This window comes from Corynebacterium jeddahense (genome assembly GCF_028609865.1).
GTDB classification, from domain to species: domain Bacteria; phylum Actinomycetota; class Actinomycetes; order Mycobacteriales; family Mycobacteriaceae; genus Corynebacterium; species Corynebacterium jeddahense.
Genome location: NZ_CP063194.1, coordinates 988,472 through 1,011,117, shown reverse-complemented (window position 1 = coordinate 1,011,117; position 22,646 = coordinate 988,472). Strand labels below are relative to the sequence as shown.

The 22,646-nt window shown below is 70.2% G+C and carries 25 protein-coding genes; 9 read left to right on the top strand and 16 right to left on the bottom strand.

Going from position 1 to position 22,646, the window contains the following annotated elements:
• Positions 1-41 precede the first annotated feature (41 nt).
• Together glgA and CJEDD_RS05045 are read left to right on the top strand one after the other, a co-directional pair.
• Positions 42-1,196, top strand: a complete 1,155-nt coding sequence (gene glgA, locus CJEDD_RS05050) for a glycogen synthase (protein WP_042405647.1) — start codon at positions 42-44, stop codon at positions 1,194-1,196.
• The gene (locus tag CJEDD_RS05045) at positions 1,196-2,593 is read left to right on the top strand and encodes a GH32 C-terminal domain-containing protein (RefSeq protein WP_273657648.1); all 1,398 of its coding nucleotides are present in this window, start codon (positions 1,196-1,198) and stop codon (positions 2,591-2,593) included. The genes glgA and CJEDD_RS05045 overlap by 1 nt, the downstream gene beginning before the upstream one ends.
• Before the next feature lie 10 nt (positions 2,594-2,603).
• Here CJEDD_RS05045 and CJEDD_RS05040 read toward each other — a convergent pair whose 3' ends face one another.
• Genes CJEDD_RS05040 through dapE form a run of 7 tightly spaced genes read right to left on the bottom strand, consistent with a single transcriptional unit; the run spans position 2,604 to position 7,442 of the window.
• Positions 2,604-3,470, bottom strand: a complete 867-nt coding sequence (locus tag CJEDD_RS05040) for a class I SAM-dependent methyltransferase (RefSeq protein WP_042406174.1) — start codon at positions 3,468-3,470, stop codon at positions 2,604-2,606.
• 17 nt (positions 3,471-3,487) lie between these two features.
• Positions 3,488-3,658, bottom strand: coding sequence for a DUF3117 domain-containing protein (locus CJEDD_RS05035; protein WP_070475087.1), 171 nt, complete (start codon positions 3,656-3,658; stop codon positions 3,488-3,490).
• Positions 3,659-3,673: 15 nt separating this feature from the next.
• Entirely contained in the window at positions 3,674-3,988 is a 315-nt protein-coding gene (locus CJEDD_RS05030; RefSeq protein ID WP_042406173.1) for a hypothetical protein, read from the bottom strand.
• A gap of 9 nt (positions 3,989-3,997) precedes the next feature.
• Positions 3,998-4,714, bottom strand: a complete 717-nt coding sequence (locus tag CJEDD_RS05025) for a glucosyl-3-phosphoglycerate synthase (protein WP_042406171.1) — start codon at positions 4,712-4,714, stop codon at positions 3,998-4,000.
• Complete coding sequence (gene folP, locus CJEDD_RS05020) at positions 4,711-5,562, bottom strand: dihydropteroate synthase (RefSeq protein WP_232297688.1); 852 nt, start codon at positions 5,560-5,562, stop codon at positions 4,711-4,713. Before folP ends, CJEDD_RS05025 begins: the two co-directional genes overlap by 4 nt.
• Complete coding sequence (locus CJEDD_RS05015; protein ID WP_042406179.1) at positions 5,555-6,328, bottom strand: LOG family protein; 774 nt, start codon at positions 6,326-6,328, stop codon at positions 5,555-5,557. Before CJEDD_RS05015 ends, folP begins: the two co-directional genes overlap by 8 nt.
• A 16-nt stretch (positions 6,329-6,344) precedes the next feature.
• Positions 6,345-7,442, bottom strand: coding sequence for a succinyl-diaminopimelate desuccinylase (dapE, locus tag CJEDD_RS05010; RefSeq protein ID WP_042406166.1), 1,098 nt, complete (start codon positions 7,440-7,442; stop codon positions 6,345-6,347).
• A 29-nt stretch (positions 7,443-7,471) separates the two neighbouring features.
• On the opposite strand from dapE, the gene CJEDD_RS05005 reads away from it, so the two are divergent.
• The 5 genes from CJEDD_RS05005 to CJEDD_RS04985 are packed head-to-tail and all read left to right on the top strand — an operon-like array spanning position 7,472 to position 12,672.
• Positions 7,472-8,389 carry a 2,3,4,5-tetrahydropyridine-2,6-dicarboxylate N-succinyltransferase gene (locus tag CJEDD_RS05005; RefSeq protein ID WP_042406164.1) on the top strand — a complete coding sequence of 306 codons (918 nt, stop codon included), beginning with the start codon at positions 7,472-7,474 and terminating at the stop codon, positions 8,387-8,389.
• 51 nt (positions 8,390-8,440) lie between these two features.
• Positions 8,441-9,832 (top strand): amino acid permease, encoded by a 1,392-nt coding sequence (locus tag CJEDD_RS05000; protein ID WP_042406162.1) that lies wholly within the window; start codon positions 8,441-8,443, stop codon positions 9,830-9,832.
• Positions 9,832-11,196 (top strand): amino acid permease, encoded by a 1,365-nt coding sequence (locus tag CJEDD_RS04995; protein WP_042406160.1) that lies wholly within the window; start codon positions 9,832-9,834, stop codon positions 11,194-11,196. The genes CJEDD_RS05000 and CJEDD_RS04995 overlap by 1 nt, the downstream gene beginning before the upstream one ends.
• 5 nt (positions 11,197-11,201) lie before the next feature.
• A complete protein-coding gene (gene dapD / locus CJEDD_RS04990) occupies positions 11,202-12,176 on the top strand; it encodes a 2,3,4,5-tetrahydropyridine-2,6-dicarboxylate N-succinyltransferase (protein WP_042406157.1) in 975 nt (324 codons plus the stop codon).
• Entirely contained in the window at positions 12,166-12,672 is a 507-nt protein-coding gene (locus CJEDD_RS04985) for a GNAT family N-acetyltransferase (RefSeq protein WP_052333750.1), read from the top strand. The genes dapD and CJEDD_RS04985 overlap by 11 nt, the downstream gene beginning before the upstream one ends.
• Positions 12,673-12,713: 41 nt before the next feature.
• Here CJEDD_RS04985 and CJEDD_RS04980 read toward each other — a convergent pair whose 3' ends face one another.
• From CJEDD_RS04980 to CJEDD_RS04940, 9 genes are all read right to left on the bottom strand, one after another.
• Positions 12,714-13,754, bottom strand: coding sequence for an HNH endonuclease signature motif containing protein (locus CJEDD_RS04980; protein WP_042406154.1), 1,041 nt, complete (start codon positions 13,752-13,754; stop codon positions 12,714-12,716).
• Between the two features lie 89 nt (positions 13,755-13,843).
• Positions 13,844-14,449: a GtrA family protein gene (locus CJEDD_RS04975; protein WP_081764500.1), complete on the bottom strand. Its 606-nt coding sequence runs from the start codon at positions 14,447-14,449 to the stop codon at positions 13,844-13,846.
• Between the two features lie 58 nt (positions 14,450-14,507).
• Complete coding sequence (gene dapC / locus CJEDD_RS04970; protein ID WP_042406153.1) at positions 14,508-15,608, bottom strand: succinyldiaminopimelate transaminase; 1,101 nt, start codon at positions 15,606-15,608, stop codon at positions 14,508-14,510.
• A 4-nt stretch (positions 15,609-15,612) separates the two neighbouring features.
• Positions 15,613-15,936, bottom strand: coding sequence for a ferredoxin (gene fdxA / locus CJEDD_RS04965; RefSeq protein WP_042406151.1), 324 nt, complete (start codon positions 15,934-15,936; stop codon positions 15,613-15,615).
• Positions 15,937-15,949: 13 nt separating this feature from the next.
• Entirely contained in the window at positions 15,950-16,279 is a 330-nt protein-coding gene (locus CJEDD_RS04960; protein ID WP_042406149.1) for a hypothetical protein, read from the bottom strand.
• Positions 16,276-17,148: an N-acetyl-1-D-myo-inositol-2-amino-2-deoxy-alpha-D-glucopyranoside deacetylase gene (gene mshB, locus CJEDD_RS04955; RefSeq protein ID WP_042406147.1), complete on the bottom strand. Its 873-nt coding sequence runs from the start codon at positions 17,146-17,148 to the stop codon at positions 16,276-16,278. Before mshB ends, CJEDD_RS04960 begins: the two co-directional genes overlap by 4 nt.
• Entirely contained in the window at positions 17,145-18,836 is a 1,692-nt protein-coding gene (locus CJEDD_RS04950; protein ID WP_042406145.1) for an ABC transporter family substrate-binding protein, read from the bottom strand. Before CJEDD_RS04950 ends, mshB begins: the two co-directional genes overlap by 4 nt.
• Positions 18,837-18,857: 21 nt before the next feature.
• Entirely contained in the window at positions 18,858-20,774 is a 1,917-nt protein-coding gene (gene typA / locus CJEDD_RS04945; RefSeq protein ID WP_042406143.1) for a translational GTPase TypA, read from the bottom strand.
• Between the two features lie 84 nt (positions 20,775-20,858).
• Positions 20,859-21,185, bottom strand: a complete 327-nt coding sequence (locus tag CJEDD_RS04940) for a hypothetical protein (protein ID WP_042406141.1) — start codon at positions 21,183-21,185, stop codon at positions 20,859-20,861.
• Positions 21,186-21,447: 262 nt separating this feature from the next.
• Here CJEDD_RS04940 and CJEDD_RS04935 point away from each other — a divergent pair, with 262 nt between their 5' ends.
• Positions 21,448-22,062 (top strand): Rv1157c family protein, encoded by a 615-nt coding sequence (locus tag CJEDD_RS04935; protein ID WP_232297687.1) that lies wholly within the window; start codon positions 21,448-21,450, stop codon positions 22,060-22,062.
• Between the two features lie 2 nt (positions 22,063-22,064).
• A complete protein-coding gene (locus CJEDD_RS04930; protein WP_042406137.1) occupies positions 22,065-22,601 on the top strand; it encodes a ribonuclease FAU-1 family protein in 537 nt (178 codons plus the stop codon).
• The last annotated feature ends 45 nt before the right edge of the window (positions 22,602-22,646 follow it).

Sequence of the window (22,646 nt, the reverse complement as noted above, 5' to 3'; positions counted from 1 at the left end):
GCTCGTGCAGGGATTCGGCATCGTCAGTAGGCTCGGCGGGCATGAAAGTCGGAATGTTCACGCGCGAGTACCCGCCGGAGGTCTACGGCGGGGCCGGGGTCCACGTCACGGAGCTGACACGGTTCATGCGGGAGATCGTCGACGTCGACGTCCACTGCATGGGCGCCCCACGCGACGAGGCCGGCGTCTACGTCCACGGCGTCGACCCCGCCCTCGCGGACGCGAACGGCGCGATCAAGACCTTATCGACGGGCCTCCGGATGGCCGACGCCGCCTCCGGCCTCGACGTCGTGCACTCCCACACCTGGTACTCGGGCCTCGGCGGCCACCTCGCGGGCCTGCTCCACGAGATCCCCCACGTGGTCACCGCCCACTCCCTCGAGCCGGATCGCCCGTGGAAGCGCGAGCAGCTCGGCGGCGGCTACAACGTCTCCTCCTGGTCCGAGAAGAACGCCATGGAGTACGCCGACGCCGTCATCGCCGTCTCCTCCGGCATGAAGGACTCGATTCTGCGGGCGTACCCGCGTATCGACGACGCTAAAGTCCACACCGTCCTCAACGGCATCGACCCGGAAAAGTGGTACCCGGACGCCGGCACCATCGCCGACGAGCTCGGGGTGGATACATCCCGGCCCGTCGTCGCGTTCGTGGGGCGCATCACCCGCCAGAAGGGCGTACCCCACCTGCTCAAGGCGGCGCAGCGCTTCGACGAGGGGATCCAGCTCATTCTCTGCGCCGGGGCCCCGGACACCGAGGAGATCGCAGCGGAGACCGAAGGGCTCGTCGAGAAGCTGCAGGCGCAGCGCGACGGGGTGTTCTGGGTGAAGGACATGCTGCCCCCGGAGCGGATCCGCCAGGTGTACTCGGTGGCGGACGTGTTCGTGTGCCCGTCGATCTACGAGCCGCTCGGTATCGTCAACCTCGAGGCCATGGCGTGCGGCACCGCCGTCGTGGCGTCGCGCGTCGGCGGCATCCCGGAGGTCGTCGTTGACGGCGAGACGGGCGTCCTCGTGGACTACGACGCGGCCGACGCCGAAGGCTTTGAGCGTAGGCTCGCCGAGGCCGTCAACGCCGTCGCCGGCGACCGCGAGCGCGCCGCCGCCATGGGCGCTGCGGGGCTCGAGCGGGCCAAGAGCGAGTTCTCGTGGCGGACCATCGCCCAGCAGACTGTCGACATTTACAAGGGGTTGATCTGATGACCGTGTACCGACCAGAACTGCACGTGACCGCCGAGCGCGGCATCCTCGAGGGCCCCGCCGGCGTCTTCCGCTCCGGCGACGAGGACTCGCGCGTGTGGCACATGTTCTACCAGTACCGCCCCACCCCGGACGCGCCGAGCCGCTGGGGACACGAGATGAGCGAGGACGACCCGTTCAGCTGGCTCGACTGCAGTGACGTCATCGCCCCGGCCGGCGGGGAGACGAACGTGCGCGCCGGGTCCGTCACCGCGTCCGGCGACGGCGTCGACCTGTACTTCAGCTCCGAGACCGCGGCGGGCAACACGGTGCAGATCGCGCACGTTGCGCACGTCGACGAGCTGTGCGGCGACGATGAGGACGACGACATCGCCGCGGCCGAGCGCATCGGTGCGGTGGTCGGGGACTCCGCGGGCGCGTCGAACTTCCGCTCCCCCTGCGTCGTGCCGGACTGGGGCAGCGCCGACCGCGAGCAGGACCACGACGGCTGGCTCATGCTCGCCGTCTCCGGGCCGGTGACGGCGCCGAAGCCCGTCGTGCTCACGTCGACTGACGGGCGCGACTGGCACCTCGTCGGGCCCCTCACCTTCGACGGCGACACCGGCGTCGATCTCGACGCCTCGCTCGTCGCCCCGCGCCTCGTGCGGCTGCGCGACGAAGTGGACGGCGAGATCCACGATGTCTTGTTCATCACCCTCGAGCGCGACGGCAAGGACACCGCCGTCTACGCCGTGGGCCAGCTCAAAGGGTCGGTGTTCCGCGTGGACACGCCGTTTACCGTCGTCGACCACGGGCACGACTTCACCCGCCCGCGCAACACGAACTACCGCCCCGAGGAGGCGACCGCCGACAACCTGTACGAGCGTGCCTACCTCTACGGCTTTATGACGAACACCGACCGCGCCGGCGACCCCACCGCCGAGCCGAACTGGGACGCCGAGGGCTGGGCCAACGCGCTCACCCTGCCGCGGCGCGTCACCCTCGCGGGCGGGCGCCTCTACCAGGTGCCGGCGCCGGGGCTGCCGGACGCCGTGGACACGACCGACCGCGCGCGCATGTGGGCGGGCCTGTGCGAGGTGCCGTCCGGCTCCTCCGTCGTGGTCGAGGTGCTCGACGGCGCAGGCGAGCCGGCCGCGGTGATCACCCACGACGGCGACACGCTCACCCTCGACCGGCTCGACGGCACCCCCGCCACCGCGTCGCTCAACGATGACGACGAGGACAACATCACCGTCATCGTCGACGGCTCCACGCTCGAGGTCTACGCGGGCGGCGGCAGCGTTGTCATGTCCTCGCGCATCTGGCCCGACGGCAACTGCTACGGCATCCGCGCGCGGGCGAACGACGGCGCCGCCATCCACAGCGAGTGGCGCCGCGGCTACACGGCCGGGCGCTAGGCGGCTGCGGCTACTGCCCCGCCTTGCGCATCCGGATGAGCTGGGCGCGGGCGGTAACGGTCATCTGGTCCGGGAGGGCGTCGAGACGCTGGCGCAGCACCTCCGGGTCGAGGTGGCGCGCCGAGGGGCTCATCCCCACCTGCGCGGCGATCGCCTCGCGGCCGAGCTGCATCGGGAACTCGATGAGTTCCGGCTCCCCGACCGGCTCGAGGTGTCCGCGCGCCTGCTCGACGAGGCGCTCGACCTTGTGCTCCTCCACGCCGAGGATCCCGAGCGGTTCGCGCAGCTCGTCGAGGTGGCCGTGGTCGGCGACGAGGATCACGGCCTCACCGCCGTCGACGAGCACGCGCGCGAACTCGGCCGGGTTGCGCGGCGCGAACACGACGGTGAGCGCGTGGACGGAGCCGGTGCGGATCGGCAGCTGCTCCCACACGTCGGCGACGACGGCGCCGAGGCGCGGGTGCGCCTTCGCGAGGTGCCTCGCCGCCGGGACCGAGATGTCCAGGCCCACCCCGCGCGCGCCCGCGATCGAATCGAGCGTGTGTGCAAGGTAGTACCCCGTGCCGGCGCCCGCCTCGAGGATCACCGGGTCCGCGTCGCCCGCACTGCGCTCCACAACGTCCGACACCGCGTCCGTCACGGCCTCGACGAACGGGGCGAAGTGCCCGTTGGACAGGAACGTCTCGCGGGAGTTGATCATCTCGAGCGAGTCGCCCTCGTGGATCAGGCCCTGCCCTGCCGCCAGTGTGACGTAGCCCTGCTTGGCCACGTCATAAGAATGCCCCGACCCGGAGACGAGGCGGGTGAAACCGTCCTCGCCCCGGAGCGGGGTGAGATCTGCCGGGTCGGCCAGCACGTCCACAATGTCGTTGAGCATGTGGCGATACTACCGCGTTAGGCCTCGGCGGCCTCCGTGAGCAGGCGGCCCAGCTCGCCGGCCTCCTCCTTGCTCAGCTCGACGACGAGGCGGCCGCCGCCGTCCGAGGGGATGCGCATCACAATCTTGCGGGACTCCTCCACGGCCTCCATCGGGCCAGAACCGGTACGCGGCTTCATCGCTGCCATTCGTCAACGCTCCTTCTACATCGTGCTCGGGGCACTGGGGACAATCGTCTCCTCAGATTCTACCCGCGTTTCGCCGCGGCCGAGCGAACCGCCGGCGAGCTGCTCGAGCAGCGCATCGACCTGGTCCATGCGGTAGCCGCGGTGCACGACCTCGAGCTGGATGTCGCCGAAGTTGCCCTCCTCGACGGCCCGGCGGTTGGCCTCCTTCACCTCGGCGGTCGGAGGCATGGGCGGCAGCGCCTCGCCGCGGCCGAAGATGGAGGCGAAGACCCGCACGCCGACGATGCTCAGCAGCGCGAGGACGAGGATGAGGATGATCCAGGAAAGCATGCCATAAGTTTAACGGCCCACCCACGCGGGGCGCTCGCGGACCTCCACCCCGCCCACCCCGGCGCGGGCGAGGATGGTGCGCGCGACCACGTCGGCCATGGGGCCGAGCTCGGTAAGGGGGCGGTTCCGGTGCGTACGTGGGCTCAGTTCGGCCTCGCGGATGGCGGCGGGGGTGTGGGCGCGGGCGACGTCGATAAGCAGGCCCGCCTCGACGCCGTAGCCGGCGACGAACGGGAGGCGCAGCGCGGTCGAGCGGCGGATCGCGTACTCGCCGGCGAGCGGCTGGCGCACCCACGCGAGCTCGGGGAACAGCGCGCGCAGCAGCGGCTTCGCGGTGAGCTCCGTGACGCGCCCGCCGGTGCCGGCGCGCTCGTAGGCGGCCTTGACGAGGTGCACCGCGCCATCGGCGAACGGCGCGGCGAGCGCGTCGACCCACCACGGCTCGAGCGAGGTGACGTCGGCGTCGACGAAGACCACCACGTCCCCGCGCGCCGCCTTCACACCGCGCCACAGCGCCTCCCCCTTGCCGGGCCAGGGCTCACGCGTATCGACGTCGCGCCAGCGCACCACACGCGCCCCCGCCGCCGCGGCGCGCGCCGCCGTCGCGTCGGCGGAATCCGAGTCGAGGACGATGACCTCGTCGGCGCAGGATTTCAGGCACTGCGTGACGACGTTGCCGACGGTTTCCTCCTCGTTGAGCGCCGGGATGACGACGGAGACCTTCACGCGAGCCCCCGCACCGCGCGAATTGGGGCCGCCTCGCCCTGGATCGCGGCCGTCATGCGGATGACGTCGAGCGTCGCGGCGACCTCGTGGACGCGAAACGCCGCCACGCCGCGCGCGGCGGCCCAGGCGGTGGCGGCGAGGGTGCCGGGGACGCGCTCCGCCACGTCGCGCCCGTCGAGGCCGCGGCCGACGGTCTCGCCGACGAAGTCCTTGTTCGACAGCGCCATGAGCACAGGCCAGCCGGAGGCGACGAGCTCGTCGACGCGACGCAGCAGCTCGAGGCTGTGATAGGTGTTCTTGCCGAAGTCGTGCGTCGGGTCGATGAAGATGCGCTCCTCGGGCACGCCGAGGGCCACCGCGCGCTCGGCGAGCCGGGTCGTCTCGGCGATGACGTCGGCGACCACGTCGTCGTAGTGCACACGGTGCGGGCGGGTGCGTGGGATCGCCCCGCCGGTGTGCGAGCAGACGTAGCCGACGCGGTGGGAGCCGGCGACCTCGACGAGCTCCGGGTCGTAGCCCGCCCACGTGTCGTTGACGAGGTCCGCGCCGGCGGCGATCGCGGCCTCCGCGACGGGGGCGCGCCACGTGTCCACGCTGATGGTCACGTCCGGGTGGCGCTCGCGGGCCCGCGCGATGACGGGCACGACGCGGTCGATCTCCTCCGCCGCGTCGACGGCGTCGCCCGGCCCGGCCTTGACGCCGCCGATGTCGATGATGGAGGCGCCGGCGGCGCAGGCGTCGTCGATACGCGAAAGTGCCTTGTCGACGGCGAACGTCGCGCCCTTGTCGTAGAACGAGTCGGGCGTGCGGTTAACGATCGCCATGACCTGGGGCAGCGGTCTACTCATTCTTCAGGCGCTGGTCCGTGATCACCTTGTGGGCGCGGACGATGTGGTCGACGGCCTCCTCGACGCTGTCGGTGACGAGGAAGAGCCGCTCGTCGCCTGGGGAGATGAGGCCGCGGCCGAGGAGCTGGTCCTCGATCCAGCCGACGAGGCCGGACCAGAACTCGGTGCCGATGAGCACGATCGGGAAGTTGGTCACCTTGCCCGTCTGCACCATGCAGAGCACCTCGAAGACCTCGTCCATGGTGCCGAAGCCGCCCGGCAGCGCGATGAAGGCCTGCGAGTACTTCAAAAACATCGTCTTACGTGCGAAGAAGTAGCGGAAGTTCAGGCCCAGGTCGACCCAGTCGTTGAGGCCCTGCTCGTGCGGCAGCTCGATGCCCAAGCCCACAGAAAGGCCGCCGGCGTTGTGGGCGCCGCGGTTCGGGCCCTCCATGAGCCCCGGGCCGCCGCCGGTGATCACGGCGTAGCCCGCCTCGGCGAGCGCGCGCCCGACCTCGTAGGACTGCTCGTACTCCGGGGTGCCCTCGGCGAGGCGCGCGGAGCCGAAGACGGTGACGGCCTTGGGCATGTCGGACAGCGCGTCGAAGCCGGCGACGAACTCGGACTGGATGCGCATGACGCGCCACGGGTCCTCGTGCTTCCACTCCCCGTCGGAGCTGCCGAGCGACTCGAGCAGGCGCTGGTCGTGCGTCGAGGCCTGCTGGTCCTGCCCGCGCAGGGCGAGCGGGCCCCGCAGCTTGCGGTCCCGCTCGGGGCGGGGGTTCATGATCGGGGCCAAGGGTTTACTCGCTTTCGGGGTCGGCGGCGCTGAGGTAGTCGATGAGCTGCGCGGACACCTGGCTGATCTCGTCGACCGGGCACTGCTCATCCGGTTTGTGGGCGAAGCCTGGGTCGCCGGGGCCGAAGTTGACCGCGGGCACACCAAGGCTAGAGAACCGCGCCACGTCCGTCCATCCGAACTTCGCGCGAAACTTCCCGCCCACCGCCTTGACCAGGTCGGCGGCGACGGGGTCGCCGAGCCCCGGCAGCGCGGCGGGCGCGACGTCGTCGTAGATGAGCTCCAGCCCGTCCTCGAGCGCGAGCGCCTCCTCGAGGTGCGCCTTCGCGTCCTCCACGGAGCGGTCCGGGGCGTAGCGGAAGTTCACCACCAGCCGCGCGTGGTCCGGGATCGTGTTCGTCGCCACGAAGCCCTCAAGCCCCACGACGTTGAGGCCCTCGCGGTACTCGCAGCCGTCGATGACCACGCTGCGCGGCTCGTAGGCCGCGAGCCGGGTGAGCGCCGGCGCGAGGTCGTGCGCCGCGTTGTGGCCGAGCCAGCTGCGCGCGGAGTGGGCGCGGGTGCCGTGCGCGTCGACGAAGACGCGGATGGAGCCCTGGCAGCCGGCCTCGATAATGCCGCCGGACGGCTCGCCGAGCAGCGCGATGTCGCCCGCGAGCAGCTCCGGGTGCTCGCGCTCGAGGCGGGCGAGGCCGTTGTACTTCGAGGCGACCTCCTCCGCCTCGTACGCGATGACGGTGAGGTCGTGCGCCGCCTTGCCCGGCTGCGCGAGCCGCGCGAAGGCGTGGAGGTAGCACGCCATGCCGGACTTCATGTCCACGGAGCCGCAGCCGTGCAGGATGCCGTCGGTAAGCCGGTGCGGGGTGTTGTCCGCGAGCGGCACGGTGTCGATGTGCCCCGCGAGCACCACCCGGCTCGGCAGCCCGAAGTCGGTGCGCGCGACGACGGTGTTGCCGAAGCGCTGCACCTGCGCGTGCTCGAGCCCGCGCAGCGCCTCCTCGATGGCGTCGGCGATCGCCTCCTCGTGGTGCGAAGGCGACTCGATGTCCACGAGCGCTGCGGTGAGGTCGACGGGGTCTGCGAAAAGGTCTAAGGAAGTCACACGCCGATCCTACGTTTACACTCTCAGCCATGTCTTCGGGAGCGCGCGCCGTCGGAATCGCCAACATCGCCATGGACGGCACCGTGCTGGACACCTGGTTCCCCTCCCCGGAGCTTTCGCTTGACGACGCCACCTCCGGCACCCACCGCGTCTCCGCCCACGAACTCTCGCCGAAGCTGCTCAAGCTCGTCGGCGCGGACCACGACCGGCTCGTCGAGCTCGTGCCGGTGCGCACCGTCATCGCCGACCTCGCCGCGCCGCCGGTGGACGCCCACGACGTCTACCTGCGCCTGCACCTGCTCTCGCACCGCATGGTCGAGCCGCTCACGATCAACATGTCCGGCGCGCTCGAGCACCTCGTGCCGGTGGTGTGGACGAACAAGGGCCCGTGCCTCGCCGACAACTTCGAAACCGTGCGCACGAACCTGCGGGCGCGCGGGCTCATCCACGTCTACGGCATCGACCGGCTGCCGCGGATGGTGGACTACGTCGTGCCGTCGGGTGTGACCATCGCGGAGGCCGAGCGCGTGCGGCTCGGCGCCTACCTCGCGCCGGGCACGTCGGTGATGCGGGAGGGCTACGTCTCCTACAACGCGGGCTCGCTCGGCCCGGCGCGGATCGAGGGGCGCGTCTCCTCGTCGGTCGTGCTCGGCGCGGGGACGGACCTCGCGCTGTCGTCGGCGCTCATGGCGTCGCGCGCCGGCGAGTTCGAGCGCGCCCCGATGCGGGTGGGGCGCGACTGCGTGCTGCACCCCTCGTCGGGCATCATCGGCGTCGACCTGGGCGACCGCTGCGAGATCGGCGTGAACGTCATGCTCGAGCCGGAGACCATGGTCTTCGACGTCACGGCCGGCGCCCAGGTGCCCGCCAGCGCCATCGCGGGAGAGAGCGACCTGCGCATCCAGCGCGAGCCGTTCTCCACGTCCCCCGTGGTGCGGCGCGCATAAAAACCCACGGCCAATGCCGTGCGCGGCACGCCGCCGTTTACAGTGTTCGACATGTCGACACCTGTTTCCCCTGTGGCGGACTCCACCGCGCTCGCGCGCGGGTTGAAGACGCGCCACCTCACCATGATGGGCCTCGGCTCCGCGATCGGCGCGGGGCTGTTCCTCGGCACGGGCGTGGGCATCGCCGCCGCCGGGCCCGCCGTGATCCTCGCCTACGTCGTCGCCGGCTTCATCACCGTGTGCTTCATGCAAATGCTCGCGGAGATGGTCGCCGCCCGCCCCTCCTCCGGCACGTTCTCCACCTACGCGGAGCAGGCGTTCGGCCCCTGGGCCGGCTTCGCCATCGGCTGGCTGTACTGGTTCATGATGATCATGATCATGGCCGTCGAGATCACCGGAGCCTCCGCCATCGTCGCCGCGTGGTTCGGCATCTCGCCGTGGATCCCGGCGCTCATCGCCATCGCGGTGTTCACCGTGATCAACTTCGCCGCGGTAAAGAACTTCGGCGAGTTCGAGTTCTGGTTCGCGCTGATCAAGGTCGCGGTCATCGTCGCGTTCCTCGTCATCGGCCTGGCGCTGTGGCTCGGGCTGCTGCCGGCGAGCGGGTTCGTGGGCTTGAGCAACATCCGCGAGGTCGGCTTCATGCCCAACGGCTGGTCCGGCGTCGCCACCGCCCTGCTCGCCGTCGCGTTCGCGTTCGGCGGCATCGAGCTCGTCACCGTCGCCGCCGCCGAATCCGAGAACCCGGAGGCCGGCGTACACTCCGCGATCCGCTCGATCATCTGGCGCATCTCCGTGTTCTACATTGGCTCCGTGTTGCTCATCGTTCTGCTCCTGCCGTTCGACGAGATCGGCGGCGCCGACTCCGCGGCGGACTCCCCCTTCACCGCGGTGCTCGAGATGGCGGACATCCCCGGCGCCGTCGGCATCATGGAGGTGGTCATCGTCATCGCGCTGCTCTCCGCGTGCAACACCCAGATCTACGGCTCGTCCCGGTTCCTCCAGAACCTCGCCGTGCGTGGCGACGCGCCAGCGTCCTTCGCCCCCACCGACCCCCGCGGCGTCCCGGTCCGCGCCGTGATCGTCTCGGTCATCTTCGGCTTCGTCGCCGTCGCGCTGCAGTACTGGAACCCGCCGGGGCTGCTCGCGTTCCTGCTCAACGCGGTCGGCGGCTGCCTCATCGTGCTGTGGATCGTCGTCGCGCTGTCGTTCCTGCGCATCCACCCGAAACTCGTGGCCACGGGCGAGATCACCCAGGTGCGCATGTGGGCGCCGTCCGTGCTGCCGTGGGTCATGGTCGCGCTGGCCGGCGGCGTTATCGTCCTCATGCTCGCGGACCCCGACGGGCGCTTCCAGATGTTCGCCGTCGCCGTCGTCGTCGGCGTCGCCGCGCTCGCAGGCGTGCTATGGACGCGCGGCGGTAAGCGGAAGGTGGCGCAGTGATGGCCGAAGGTGCGTCGATACGCGAGGGCGACCTGGGCACCGGCCTGAAGTCACGCCACCTCACGCTCATGGGGCTGGGCACCGCCGTCGGCGCGGGGCTGTTCCTCGGCGTCGGCGTGGGTATCCGCGCGGCTGGGCCCGCGATCCTCGTCGCGTACGCGGTTGCCGGCGCCGTCGTCATCGCGGTGATGCGCATGCTCGGCGAGATGGCGGCGGCATACCCGTCGTCCGGCAGCTTCGCCACGTACGGGCGCATGGCGTTCGGCCACTGGGCCGGGTTCCTGCTCGGGTGGCTGTACTGGTTCCTGCTCATCATGGCGTGCGGCGCGGAGCTCACCGGCGCCTCCGCGATGATGGCGTCCTGGTTCGGCGTGCCGCAGTGGATCCCGGCGCTCGCCGCGGTGGCGGTGCTCACGGCCGTCAACCTCGCGCAAGTGAAGGGCTTCGGCGAGTTCGAGTACTGGTTCGCGATGATCAAGATCGCGGTGATCGTCGGCTTCCTCATCGTCGGCGTGCTGCTGTGGGCCGGGGCGCTGCCGGCGAGCGGGTTCGTCGGGTTCGGCAACGTGCGCGAGTCCGGCTTCGCGCCGAACGGGATCGCCGGCATCGCGGCGGGTCTGCTCGCGGTGGCGTTCGCGTTCGGCGGCATCGAGGTGGTCACCATCGCCGCCGCCGAGTCCGAAAACCCCGCCGAGAACGTCAAGCGCGCGGTGAACTCGATCATCTGGCGCATCGCGCTGTTCTACGTCGGCTCCGTCACGGTGATCATCCTGCTGCTGCCGTACTCGGCGATCGACGGCGCCGACTCCGCCGCCGACTCCCCTTTCACCGCCGTGCTCGAGATGGCGAACCTCCCCGGCGCCGCAGGCTTCATGGAGGCCGTCATCGTCCTCGCGCTGCTCTCCGCGTGCAACGCGCAGATCTACGGCACCTCGCGGCTCGCATACCAGCAGGCGCTCGAGGGCGACGCGCCGCGCTGGGTGGCCGCGACGAACGCCGCCGGCACCCCGGTGAACTCGGTGCTCGTGTCGGTGTTCTTCGCCTTCGTCGCCGTCGGGCTGCAGTGGTGGAACCCGCCGGGGATGATCGATTTCATCATGTCCGCCACCGGCGGCTGCCTCATCGTCACCTGGATCATGATCACGCTGAGCTACATCCGCCTCCACCCGCGCATCCGTGCCTCCGCCGTGCGCGTGCGCGGCGCGAGCTGGGTGCCGTGGGTGACGCTCGCCGCGCTCATCGGGCTCACGGTGCTCATGCTTTTCGACGACGCAGCGCGCTCCCAGGTCATCTCCGTCGCCGTGCTCTCGCTCGGCCTCGTCGCGCTGTCGTTGCTCACCAAAAATCGGGGTGCCGTAAGGTAACGGGCATGCAGCACCCAACTTCCGCACATGCGCGTGGCGTCGCCACCATCACCCACGACGGCACCGTCCTCGACGTCTGGTACCCGGCCCCCAAGGTCGACGAGGCCGTGGCGGAGACGGGGACGCGTCGATTAGCTGAGCCCGACGCCCGCTTCGCCGAGCTCGTGGGCCCCGACGAGGCGCGCGGCGTGGCGCGCGTGGCGGTGGAGACGGCCATCGCGGACCTCTCCCAGCCGGCCGTCGACGCCTACGACGTGTACCTGCGCCTGCACCTGCTGTCGCACCGCCTCATCCGCCCGCACGGCGCGAACATGGACGGCGTGTTCGGGCTGCTGTCCAACGTCGTGTGGACGAACTACGGCCCGTGCGCCGTCGACGACTTCCAGATGACGCGCGGCCGCCTCGCAGCCAACGGTCCGGTTATCGTCTACTCGGTGGACAAGTTCCCGCGCATGGTGGACTACGTCGTGCCGTCCGGGGTGCGCATCGGCGACGCGGATCGGATCCGCCTCGGCGCGCACCTCGCCGAGGGCACGACCGTCATGCACGAGGGCTTCGTGAACTTCAACGCGGGCACGCTCGGCGCGTCGATGGTTGAGGGGCGCATCTCCGCGGGCGTCGTCGTCGGCGACGGCACCGACATCGGCGGCGGCGCGTCCATCATGGGCACGCTGTCCGGCGGCGGCAAGCAGGTCATTTCGCTCGGCGAGCGCTGCCTGCTCGGCGCGAACGCGGGCGTGGGCATCTCGCTTGGCGACGACTGCGTCGTCGAGGCCGGCCTCTACGTCACCGCGGGCACCAAGGTCGTGCTCTCGGAGCCGGTCGCCGCCGCGCTGGGCCGCGAGGCGGGCTCGGAGGTGAAGGCGCTCGAGCTCTCCGGCGCGAACGGCCTGCAGTTCCGCCGCAACTCGCTCACCGGCGCGGTCGAGGTCGTACCGGCGAAGGGCATCGAGCTCAACGAAGCGTTGCATGCCAACTAAGCCCTGGTGGCCGCTGCCCTGCGCGGAGCTCACGGACGGCGCGCTGACGCTGCTGCCGTGGCCGCGCGTCGCCTCGCTTCCCGGTGTTCGCGAGGACGTCTGGGCCGCGAGCACCGACCCGCGCGCGGTCGAGTTCACGACGATCCCCTCCCCCTACACCGAGGCGATGCTCGACGCCTACCTCGCCGAGCCCGGCCCAGACTGCGTGCGCTGGGCGCTCGTGGTCGGCGGGCGGTACGCGGGCAGCATCGAGCTGCGCCGCGAGACCGACGCCGCCTCGTTCGGGTATAACACCGCGCCGTGGGCGCGCGGGCGCGGCCTCATGACGCGCGCGGTACGCGCCGTGGCCGCCCACGCTTTCGCCCACGGCGCGCCGCGGCTCGTCATTCGGGCCCTGCCCGGCAACGCCGCCTCCCGCCACGTCGCCGAGGCCAACGGCTTCACCTACGCGGGCGAGCGCGGCGACAACGTCGAATACGTGAAAACGGCACGCTAAATCCCCCGCCCTGTTGGGGCGGGTTGTGGGTGTGGCGGGGGTTAGTCGAAGAGCAGCTCCATGGCGCCGGGGGTGGTCATGGGTACTTCGGCCCCGTTGGGGGCGATCCAGCGGATGCGCCCGCCGCGGGTATCAATGTGGCCGCGCCACGCGCGTTCCCGGTCGTCGTCGTTGGCCCCGTTGTGGTGGGGGCACAGTTGCACGAGGTTGTTCATGTTGGTCATGCCGCCGTGTTTCCACGCCCGCATGTGGTGGGTTTGGCACGACTCGGCGGCGTGGCGGCAGTCCGGGAACGCGCACGCGGGGCTGACCAACTTCGACAGGGTGCGCTGCTTCGTGTTCGCGAGTCGGCTCGTGCGGTAGAGGTTCACCGCCCCTGCCTGCGGGTGGAACGCCGCGACCTCGAGTGTGGCCCCGTACTCCTGCTGCAGAAACTCCGCCCCACTCATCGTCGTGCCGTCCGTGAGCGTGAGGGTGATGTCGTCCCCGGTGCCGGAGGTGATGCGCAGGTAGTCCGGGATGGGCACGAGCACGATGGGTCGGGGTGCGGCGTTCGGGACGGCAGCCCCGTCGTGGAGCAACGCGCGCAGGGCGTGGGCGAGATCCGCAGCACCGGGGATGTCGGATTCTGCCATCTTACGTAGGAGGTGTTCGAGGTCGGCGATGTCGCGCTCGTTATACGTCCAGATCATGGTGCGCATCCCGGCGACGGACTGAGTAAAGCGGCAGGCGGGTTGCGGTGCGCGCACCGGGACCTTCACCAACCGCGTGATGCGCTTGGACAGGGCCCGGTAGGACCCGCGGTGGCGCACGAGGTCTAACCGGATGTGCCAGCGTTCAGCAGCATCGGATACCACCCGCAGTTTCTTCTCGATGAGCACTAACTGGTCGAGCGGCATGCCCGCCGCAAACACGAGCGCGTCGGCCTGTTTGCGGGTGAACTTCGTCGGCCCGTAGTAGGCCTCCCATACCCGCCCCAGGTCGCGCACCCGCGTCGTGGACAGGCCGGCGGCCAGGGCGGCGTCGCGGGAGAAACCGGCGAGCACCTCGACACCCGCTTCGCAAAATTCGTTGAACAACATGGCAACGACGCTAAACGCTGCTTATCCGCAACGGCAAGACCTTGGCCGAAATGGGGATAACGTTTCCTGAGAATCCCACAACCCGCAGCTCAGCGGGCCGACTTCGGCTTCCCAAACGTCCAGAGTTTGTTGATGATAAAGTTCACCGGCATCGCGATGAACGTCGAAATCGCCTGCGCCCAGTAGGACTTCGTACGCAGGCCGGTCGAGTCGTCGAACACGGAGTCCGGTAGGCCGACGAACGTCGTCGGGTTCATCAGCAGCGTCATGAAGGTCAGCGACACCACGAACGCCAGCAGCCCGGTGGCCAAAAACGGGAAGAATCCCCGCAGCCACGACCGCGAGTGCACGCCCTTGAACGTCCACGAGCGGTTGAGCTGGTAGTTCCACGTGTTGGCGAGCAGGAACGCGAGCGTGGATAGGACGTGGTACCAGCGCACGTTCCAACGGGTGGAGCCGAGCTGCACGACCACGTCGTTCGCGTGCAGGTCGAGCCCGTGCTCGAGCGCCTTGTTGGCCAGGTAAAACACGACGAAATTGACCAGCACGCCGGAGCCGCCGACGATGCCGAACTTCACAAACTCGCGAAGCCCCCGCGCCAGGCGCACCGCGGTACTTCCGCCCGCGGGGGCCGGGGCGTGGAGCTGTGCGTCGGTGGCGTCGATGGCCGCTTCGACGGAGCTCACCTGCCGCATGGGCCGCCTCCTTGAGAAACCCAAAAGGTACAAACTTGTCACAGTGTAGTACCGCGGGTTACGCGGTCAGGCGGCGGGCCGCCTCTGCGACGTGCTCGTCGGTGGCGGTGAGCGCGATGCGGACGTGCTGGGCGCCCGCCGGGCCGTAGAAGTCGCCGGGGGCGGCGAGGATGCCGCGCTCCGCGAGCCAGGACAGCAGTTCGCGGGAACTCATCGCTTCTCGACGGCACCACAAGTACAGCCCCGCCTCCGAGCCATCCACGCTCAGACCGGCCTCGGTGAGCGTGCGCATGAGCGTGAGGCGGCGCGCGGCGTACGTGGCGCGCTGCAGTTCCTCGTGGGTGTCGTCGGCGAGCGCGACGACCATTGCGGCCTGGATCGGCCCCGGCACGATGAGCCCGGCGTGCTTGCGCACGAGCAGCAGTTCCTGCACGAGCGCCTCGTCGCCCGAGATGGTGCCCGCGCGGTAGGAGGCCATGTTCGAGGTCTTGGACAGCGAGTGCAGCGCGAGCAGGTTCGTGTTGTCGCCTCCGGTGACGTCCGGGTGCAGGATCGAGACCGGCTCGGCGGACCAGCCGAGGTAGAGGTAGCACTCGTCGGAGGCGATGATCGCGCCGGTCTCGCGGGAGAACTCAACCCAGGCGCGCAGCTGCTCGGTGGTGAGCACTCCCCCGGTCGGGTTCGACGGGGAGTTCACGAAGACCAAGGCAGCGTCGCGGGGGGCGGCCGAAGGGTCGTCGCAACGCACGACTGCGCAATCGGCCATGAGCGCGCCGACCTCGTAGGTGGGGTACGCGACCTCCGGGATGACGACGGTCTCGCCGCGCAGGCCGAGCAGCGTCGGCAGCCACGCGACGGCCTCTTTCAACCCGATGACCGGCAGCACCGAGCGCTCCGTGAGGCCGGCGATGCCGAAGCGGCGCGCGAGCGACTCGACGATGGTCGCACGCAGCTCCGGGGTGCCCGCGGTCTGCGGGTAGCCGGGGGCGGCGGCGTGCTCGGACAGCGCGAGCTGGATCGCCGGGGCGACGGGGTCGACTGGGCCGCCGACGGAGAGGTCGATGAGGCCGCCCTCGTGCGACGCCGCGCGCGCCCGCACGTCGGCGATAGTGTCCCAGGGGAAGTCCGGCAGGCGGGAGCCGAGGGGGGTTCGCGTCACCGGCCTAGTCCTGATTCTGTGGCGGCAGCGCGGCCACGAACGGGTGGTCGTAGTCCTGCTTGCCGGTCTTCGTGGCGCCGCCCGGGGAGCCGAGCTCGTCGAAGAAGCCGACGTTCGCGTCGTAGTACTCGCTCCACTCGTCCGGCGTGTCGTCCTCGTAGAAGATGGCCTCGACCGGGCAGGCCGGCTCGCAGGCGCCGCAGTCGACGCACTCGTCGGGGTGGATGTAGAGCATGCGCTTACCCTCGTAGATGCAGTCGACGGGGCACTCTTCGACGCAGCTGCGGTCCATCACATCGACACACGGTTGAGCAATCACGTAAGTCATGCGTTCCAGTATGTCACTTCGCCCGCAGCAGGGGCCAGACGCCTCCGGCGATTCCCGCGAGCGGCAGCGCAACCAGCCCCGCGGTGGGCGGCAGCAGCGCGAGGGCCACGGCGAAGCCGGCAAGCCAGGCCACAAGAGGAATGAGGGCGACGCCGGGGCGCGGCGACCACAGGCGCGCCGTCTTCGTGAGCACCACGTTGAACAGCAGCGCCACGAGAAACGACCACCACCCGAGGTAGACGGTCTCCAGCACGACCGAGACGAGCGCCCCCACCGAAAGCCACGTCAGCCCCGCGACCGCCTCGCCGCGAGAGAAGTTGTCGCGCACGACGGGTTCGCTCATCGGTCGATCCCGGCGAGCAACGTTGCGCCGTCGCCTAGCGGGAGCCCCGCGCCGAGCTTGTAGTACTCGACGCGCTGGATGGGCTGGACGATGAGGTTCGACAACGCGTAGTAGACGACGGGGCCGGCGGCGAGCGCGGCGTGGGGGTTGACGTCGCTCACGCGGCCGTCCGCGATCCAGAGCTGGGTGGCGTGGGCGCGCATCGCCTCCACCTTCGCGCTGTACGCGGCCTCGGACAGGGGCACGGCGACGTCGGCGCGCTCCACCCCGTCGAGCTCGCCGGGCTCGGGCAGGCGCCAGCCCGTGGGCGCCTCGGCGGGCAACAGGGCGCTCGTTTCCGCGGCGAGGCGCACCGCCCAGAGGATCCGGGGCACGGCGACGCGCTCGGCCGCGAGGTGCGCGATCTCGTGCGCGCGGACGTGGTCGGGGTGGCCGTAGCCGCCGTCGGGCCCGTACGTGAGCACGAGGTGCGGTCGCTCCGCCTCGTAGATCGCCGCAAGCGTCTCGACGGCGGCGTCGCCCGAGTTCACGAACGCCCTCGGGTGCCGGCTCGCCGGGGAGCCCGCCATACCGGAGTCGCGGAACCGGCCCGCCCCGCCGAGGAACTGCCCCCGCGCGCCCATCGCGGCGAGGGAGCGTTCAAGCTCCTGGATGCGGAACCCGCCGAGCTGGTCGGCTTCGTCGGCGACGAGGTGTTGGTACGGCTCGCCGATGACCTCGCCCTCCTCGCCGAGGGTGCAGGTGACCACGAGCACGTCCGCCCCGCGCTCGGTGAGGTCCGCGATGGCGCCGCCGGTGGTGATCGCCTCGTCGTCGGGGTGGGCGTGCACGGCCACCACCCGGTAGCCGGCCAAGTCTCGTGCCGTCATAGGTCCTCCTCGGAGATCAGGGTACGCCGACCCACTGTATCCCCCATCCGCCAGGTGGCAGCCGAGGACAGCCCGCCCGGCCACGCACCCGGCGGGGCGCCCGCCGCCGTGACCACGCCGGTGGACGCGGCCACGCGCGTCTCGTGCAGCACGGGTACCCACAGCGCCTGCTGCTGCTCCACGTCGTCGACGAGCGCCTGCGCCTGCGCCTGCGGGATGTCGCCGGCGAGGATGCTCGACGCGAGGGCGTCGTTGGCGGCGGTGCAGTACCCCGACAGGTTGCCGGCGCGTGCGGCATCCGGCGGGCACGCGATGCGCCCCGCAAGCGACGCCGCCGTGCCGGATTCCAGGCGCCACCCGACGAGGACATCCACGTCGCCGTCGGGCAGGCCGCGCCCGGCGATGGCGGGGACGTCGTTGGACAGCACCCGCGCCGCCACGCCGCTGCGGTTGAGCATGTCGACGAGCGACTTCGCGGCCGCGGACGCCGCCGGGTCTGCGGCGTCGGCCGCGACGCGCAACGTCTTGCCCTTCACCGCGAGCGCGCGCAGGGTGGCTAGCTCGGGCGCGCCCGTTGCCGCCGTCGTCGCTGGGGTGGAGGTGGGCGCGGGCGTCGCGACGTCGAGGTCCGCGGAGCGGCGGGCGGCGATGTGGGCGAGCGCGGGGACGTCGATAAGCGAACGCACCTCGCTGCGCGCCTCGGCGTCGAGGCCGCTCGTCGCGGAGATCGTCGCACCGAGCGTGCGCGGGCCGGTGTACGTGCGGGTTTCCAGGCCGGGGACGAGGCCGAGCACGTCGGTGGTGGAATCCTGCGGTGCGAGGTCGGCGAAGGCGAGCTGGCGCGAGCGGAGCTGGTCGGCGATCTGCGTCGTCTCGCGCGCGGTGACGAGGGTGATCACGTCGATCGTCGCCGGGTCGTCGCCCCAGTACCGGTCGTTGCGGTGCAGCGTCACCGTGCCGTGCGGGCGGTCGACGCTGCGTACCTGGTAGCGCCCGGCGGAGGCGGGCACGGTGTTGCGCAGCGCGTACGCGAAATCCCCGGCGTCGGGGGCGAGGAGGTGCGACGGGAGCAGGTGGCGGAACAGGAGGCGCCACTGCGGAAACGGCTGGGCGAAGTCGACGTCGACGACCTTACCGCCCTGCCCGCTCACCCGGATGTCCGCGATGGCGCGGTAGCCGGCGGGCTCGATCGCCCCGGCGGTGGTGGTCATCCCGCGCCAGAGGTACGTGAAGTCCGCGCCGGTGATCGGTGTGCCGTCAGACCACTGCGCCTCCGGCTTGATCACGTAGCGCACCGTGAACGCCGCCGGGGAGAGGGCCAGCTGCGAGACGCCCTCGAAGAGCGTCGGGTCCGTGGTGCCGTCGGCGCGCACGGCACTGGGCAGGACGAGGTCGGCGATGCCCTGCACCACCGCGGACTCGTCGCCGGCGAGGTGCGGGTTGAAGCCGGCGCGCACCGGATCGAGCGCGACCTGCACCTGCCGGCGCCCGGACGGCTGCTCCTCCGCGCTCGTCGTGGTCTCCTCGTTCGAGGTCGACTCGGGCGCGGCGGTGCGCTCCTCCGGCTCGATGAGCGGCGGCGGGCCGGGGTCGGCGGCGCACGCGCTGGCGAGAGCGAGCCCGAACGCGGAAAGCACCGCGGCGGTGCAGCGTCGGCTGCGCGCTCGCGGTGCTCGTCTCTGGGCCATAGCGGCTCAGACTACCCCGTGTTAGTTGTTCTTCTGCTTCGCGCGGGAGCGGGCGCGGCCGCGCTCGGTAGCGTCGAGGATGATCTTGCGCACGCGCATTGCCTCGGGGGCGACCTCGACGCACTCGTCCTCGTCGCAGAACTCGATCGCCTCATCGAGGGAGAGGGTGCGCGCCTTCTGCAGCGTCACCGTCGCGTCCGCGGTGGCGGAGCGCATGTTGGTGAGCTTCTTTTCCTTCGTGATGTTCACGTCCATGTCCTCGTCGCGCGAGTTCGCGCCGACGACCATGCCCTCGTAGGTCTCCGCGCCAGGCTCGACGAAGAACTCGCCGCGGTCCGCGAGCTGCTGCAGCGCGTACGCGGTGACCTGGCCGGAGCGGTCCGCCACGAGCGAGCCGGTCGGGCGGCCCTTGATCTCGCCGGCCCACGGGCGGTGCTCGATGGAGTACGAGTTGGCGATGCCGGCGCCGCGGGTCTCGGTGAGGAAGGTGGTGCGGAAACCGATGAGGCCGCGCGACGGCACGTCGAACTCCATGCGCACCCAGTCGCCGGAGCCGGCGTTGGACATGGAGGTCATCTGGCCCTTGCGGTTGGCCATGAGCTGGGTCACGGCGCCCTGGTGCTCGGACGGCACGTCGATGATCATGTGGTCGTACGGCTCGTAGGTCTTGCCGTCGATCTCCTTCGTCACCACCTGCGGCTTGCCCACGGTGAGCTCGAAGCCCTCGCGGCGCATCGTCTCGATGAGGACGGTGAGCGCCATCTCGCCGCGGCCCTGCACCTCCCACGCGTCCGGGCGGTCGGTGGGCAGCACCTTGATGGAGACGTTACCGATGAGCTCCTGCTCGAGGCGCGCCTTGACCATGCGGGCGGTGAGCTTGTCGCCGCCGTTGCGGCCCGCCATCGGCGAGGTGTTCACGCCGATGGTCATGGAGATGGCCGGATCGTCGACCTTGATGCGCGGCAGCGGCTCGACGTGCTCCGGGTCGCACAGCGTGTCGCCAATCATGATGTCCTCGACGCCCGAGATCGCGGCGATATCGCCGGCGACAACCTCGCCGGTCGCGGGCACGCGGTCGAGGCCCTCGGTGACGAGCAGCTCGGCGATCTTGACGTTCTTCACCTGCTGGTTGCCCTCGGCGTCGTAGTGCACCCACGCGACGTTCTGGCCCTTCTTCACGGTGCCCTTGTACACGCGGATGAGCGCGATGCGGCCGAGGAAGGACGACGAGTCGAGGTTGGTCACCTGCGCCTGGAACGGCGCGTCGATGTCCGCGGACGGCTCCGGCAGGACGTCGTAGATGACGTCGAAGAGCGGCTGGAGGTCCTCGTTGTCCGGCAGGTTGCCGTTGCCCGGGTTGTTGAAGGACGCGCGGCCGGCGCGGCCGGACGCGTAGAGCACCGGCAGCTCGAGGAGGTTCTCGGCGGCCTCGGCGGCCTCCGGGTCCTCCAGGCCGGCGCCGAGCTCGAGGAGGAGGTCCTGTGCTTCCTCGACGACCTCGTCGATGCGGGCGTCCGGGCGGTCCGTCTTGTTCACGCAGATGATGACCGGCTTCTTCGCCTCGAGCGCCTTGCCCAGGACGAAGCGGGTCTGCGGCAGCGGGCCCTCGGAGGCGTCGATAAGCAAGACGACGCCGTCGACCATGGAGAGACCGCGCTCGACCTCGCCGCCGAAGTCGGCGTGGCCCGGGGTGTCGATGACGTTGATGACCAGGTCGGCGCCGTCCTTGCCCTTGCCGGCGCGGCGGATCGCGGTGTTCTTAGCCAGAATCGTGATGCCGCGCTCGGATTCGAGCTCGCCGGAATCCATGACTCGGTCGCCGTGCTCGCCGTGGTCGCCGAACACGCCGGACTGCTCCAGCATGCCGTTGACCAGGGTGGTCTTACCGTGGTCGACGTGGGCGACGATGGCTACGTTGCGAAATTCGGGGTGCGACACGCGAGAAAATCCTTCGGATAGGCAGAAATAACGGTTAAACGATACCCCTGCCCCCGCCTCATCGCATGTTCGCGGGGCGTGGCGCTAGCCGCCGAGCGCGGTCCGGAGCTCAGCGAGGCCGTCCTCGAAGAACCGGTCCGCCTTGCCGGTTGTAAACAGCGTGCCCTCGTTGCCCCGCTCTGCGAGCTCGACCGTGGAGGTGCCGTCGCCGTTGTCGCGCGCGTCGATGGCGAGCGGCGCCTGGTAGTCCTGCGTGACGTAGACGCCGAGGAAGCGGTACTTGAACGCGCTGCCGACGGTGGCCTTGAGTTCGCCCTCGGACTTTTCCTTGAGGTCGAAGTTTTCCAGGCCGGCGAGGCGCTGCTCGATCTCGTCGAGCGAGAGGTTGGTCGTGAACGTCTGGGGTTCCATTGCGATCAGTCCTTTCGGTCGGTGTCGTCTCCGACACACCCAACCGTAGCGACGGTTCGCGCCACAATTTGGCAATTCCCGCAACGTTTCCGCACATCAATTCCCAGTTTCCGCTTGACCATGTTACTTATGTGACTAATGTTGTTGTGGTTACTGTAGTTGCTGTAGTTATTGCCGACGTACATCCCCGTACCTAAGGACCGCCGTGCCCACCACCCGATCGTGTATCCGCTCCGCAGCCGCGGCGCTTTGCGCTGCCGGAATGCTGGTGGCCGGAGGCGTCGATACGCAGCTGGCCCACGCCCAATCTTCTACCCTCGACCCGCTGGGGCGGCCGACCCCGCAAACCGTCGCGCGCGTCAACGCGTTTGCGGACCAGCCGTTCGTACCGCCGCAGGTGGCAAACGCGCTGCGCACCGGCGTGCAGTTCTACGCCGGGACCGGCGAGCTCGGCGGTCCGCCCCTGCCGGACAACGCTCCCCCGTTCACGCAGTTCTACTGGCCGACCGTCTCCAGCAACTGCATCGGCCCCGGCCTGCACTCCACCGCGTCCGCGATCGCGGTGCCCGGCCCCGCCGCCTCCCCCGCCCCCGGAGCGAAGGCCGGGCAGGCCACGTTCGTGTTCACCGCACTGGGCACGCCGGCCGCCGCGCCGGAGCAGGGCCTCATGCGCGTGTACTGGGTCAACCTGAAGAATTTCCGAACAGGTGTAACGTCGCTAGATAACAATCGTATAAACCCAACAGGACCGGCCACCCTGTCTGCGACCGCGGATACGGGCTCCGGGCGGGTCCTGGCAGTGGTTGACGGGAGTGTGCGCACCGTCGACAACACCTGCGCCTTTGCCCCGACCGCAGCTGCATTCGATGTGAGGTAACCATGACCGCTGATCTCCACCCGGTGAAGCAGGAGACCTTCGACACCACCGCGAACATCAACACGGACCCGAAGGGGTTCCTGCGCGAAGTGGACACTTTCAAGGTGACCGACTTCGGGCTGTATATGGCCCGCGGCGCGAACCACCCGCAGTTCGGCTACCTCGAAAGCTGGCTCTTGCCCGAGCTCGGGCTGCGCGCGAACATCTTCCACTACCGCGAGGGTGAGGAGCGCGAGCAGGACTTCTACTTCGACGTGGCGGACATCGACGTCGAGGACGGCGTGTGGCACACCCGCGACCTGTACGTGGACCTCGTGTCACAGACGGGCAACCCGATCGACATACTGGACATCGACGAGCTCGCCGCCGCCACCTCCGCCGGCCTCATCTCCGCGGAGGAGGCGGAGAAGGCTATCGACGTCACCCTCGCGGCCGTCGAGGGCATCACCCGCCACGGCGACGATGCGATGGAGTGGCTCCGCGCGCTCGGTATCGAGCTCACGTGGGCCGACGAGGTGGAGCTGACGCCGGCAGCGTAAACCCGTCCGTTCACTTTCCGTTCACCCACCCGCCGGAATCGACGG

Coding starts and splice junctions, on each gene's coding strand:
- glgA (WP_042405647.1), top strand. CDS start 42: ATGAAAGTCGGAATGTTCACGCGCGAGTACCCGCCGGAGGTCTACGGC.
- CJEDD_RS05045 (WP_273657648.1), top strand. CDS start 1,196: ATGACCGTGTACCGACCAGAACTGCACGTGACCGCCGAGCGCGGCATC.
- CJEDD_RS05040 (WP_042406174.1), bottom strand. CDS start 3,470: ATGCTCAACGACATTGTGGACGTGCTGGCCGACCCGGCAGATCTCACC.
- CJEDD_RS05035 (WP_070475087.1), bottom strand. CDS start 3,658: ATGGCAGCGATGAAGCCGCGTACCGGTTCTGGCCCGATGGAGGCCGTG.
- CJEDD_RS05030 (WP_042406173.1), bottom strand. CDS start 3,988: ATGCTTTCCTGGATCATCCTCATCCTCGTCCTCGCGCTGCTGAGCATC.
- folP (WP_232297688.1), bottom strand. CDS start 5,562: ATGAGTAGACCGCTGCCCCAGGTCATGGCGATCGTTAACCGCACGCCC.
- CJEDD_RS05015 (WP_042406179.1), bottom strand. CDS start 6,328: ATGAACCCCCGCCCCGAGCGGGACCGCAAGCTGCGGGGCCCGCTCGCC.
- CJEDD_RS05005 (WP_042406164.1), top strand. CDS start 7,472: ATGTCTTCGGGAGCGCGCGCCGTCGGAATCGCCAACATCGCCATGGAC.
- CJEDD_RS05000 (WP_042406162.1), top strand. CDS start 8,441: ATGTCGACACCTGTTTCCCCTGTGGCGGACTCCACCGCGCTCGCGCGC.
- CJEDD_RS04995 (WP_042406160.1), top strand. CDS start 9,832: ATGGCCGAAGGTGCGTCGATACGCGAGGGCGACCTGGGCACCGGCCTG.
- dapD (WP_042406157.1), top strand. CDS start 11,202: ATGCAGCACCCAACTTCCGCACATGCGCGTGGCGTCGCCACCATCACC.
- CJEDD_RS04985 (WP_052333750.1), top strand. CDS start 12,166: ATGCCAACTAAGCCCTGGTGGCCGCTGCCCTGCGCGGAGCTCACGGAC.
- CJEDD_RS04980 (WP_042406154.1), bottom strand. CDS start 13,754: ATGTTGTTCAACGAATTTTGCGAAGCGGGTGTCGAGGTGCTCGCCGGT.
- CJEDD_RS04975 (WP_081764500.1), bottom strand. CDS start 14,449: ATGCGGCAGGTGAGCTCCGTCGAAGCGGCCATCGACGCCACCGACGCA.
- fdxA (WP_042406151.1), bottom strand. CDS start 15,936: ATGACTTACGTGATTGCTCAACCGTGTGTCGATGTGATGGACCGCAGC.
- CJEDD_RS04960 (WP_042406149.1), bottom strand. CDS start 16,279: ATGAGCGAACCCGTCGTGCGCGACAACTTCTCTCGCGGCGAGGCGGTC.
- mshB (WP_042406147.1), bottom strand. CDS start 17,148: ATGACGGCACGAGACTTGGCCGGCTACCGGGTGGTGGCCGTGCACGCC.
- CJEDD_RS04950 (WP_042406145.1), bottom strand. CDS start 18,836: ATGGCCCAGAGACGAGCACCGCGAGCGCGCAGCCGACGCTGCACCGCC.
- CJEDD_RS04940 (WP_042406141.1), bottom strand. CDS start 21,185: ATGGAACCCCAGACGTTCACGACCAACCTCTCGCTCGACGAGATCGAG.
- CJEDD_RS04935 (WP_232297687.1), top strand. CDS start 21,448: ATGCTGGTGGCCGGAGGCGTCGATACGCAGCTGGCCCACGCCCAATCT.
- CJEDD_RS04930 (WP_042406137.1), top strand. CDS start 22,065: ATGACCGCTGATCTCCACCCGGTGAAGCAGGAGACCTTCGACACCACC.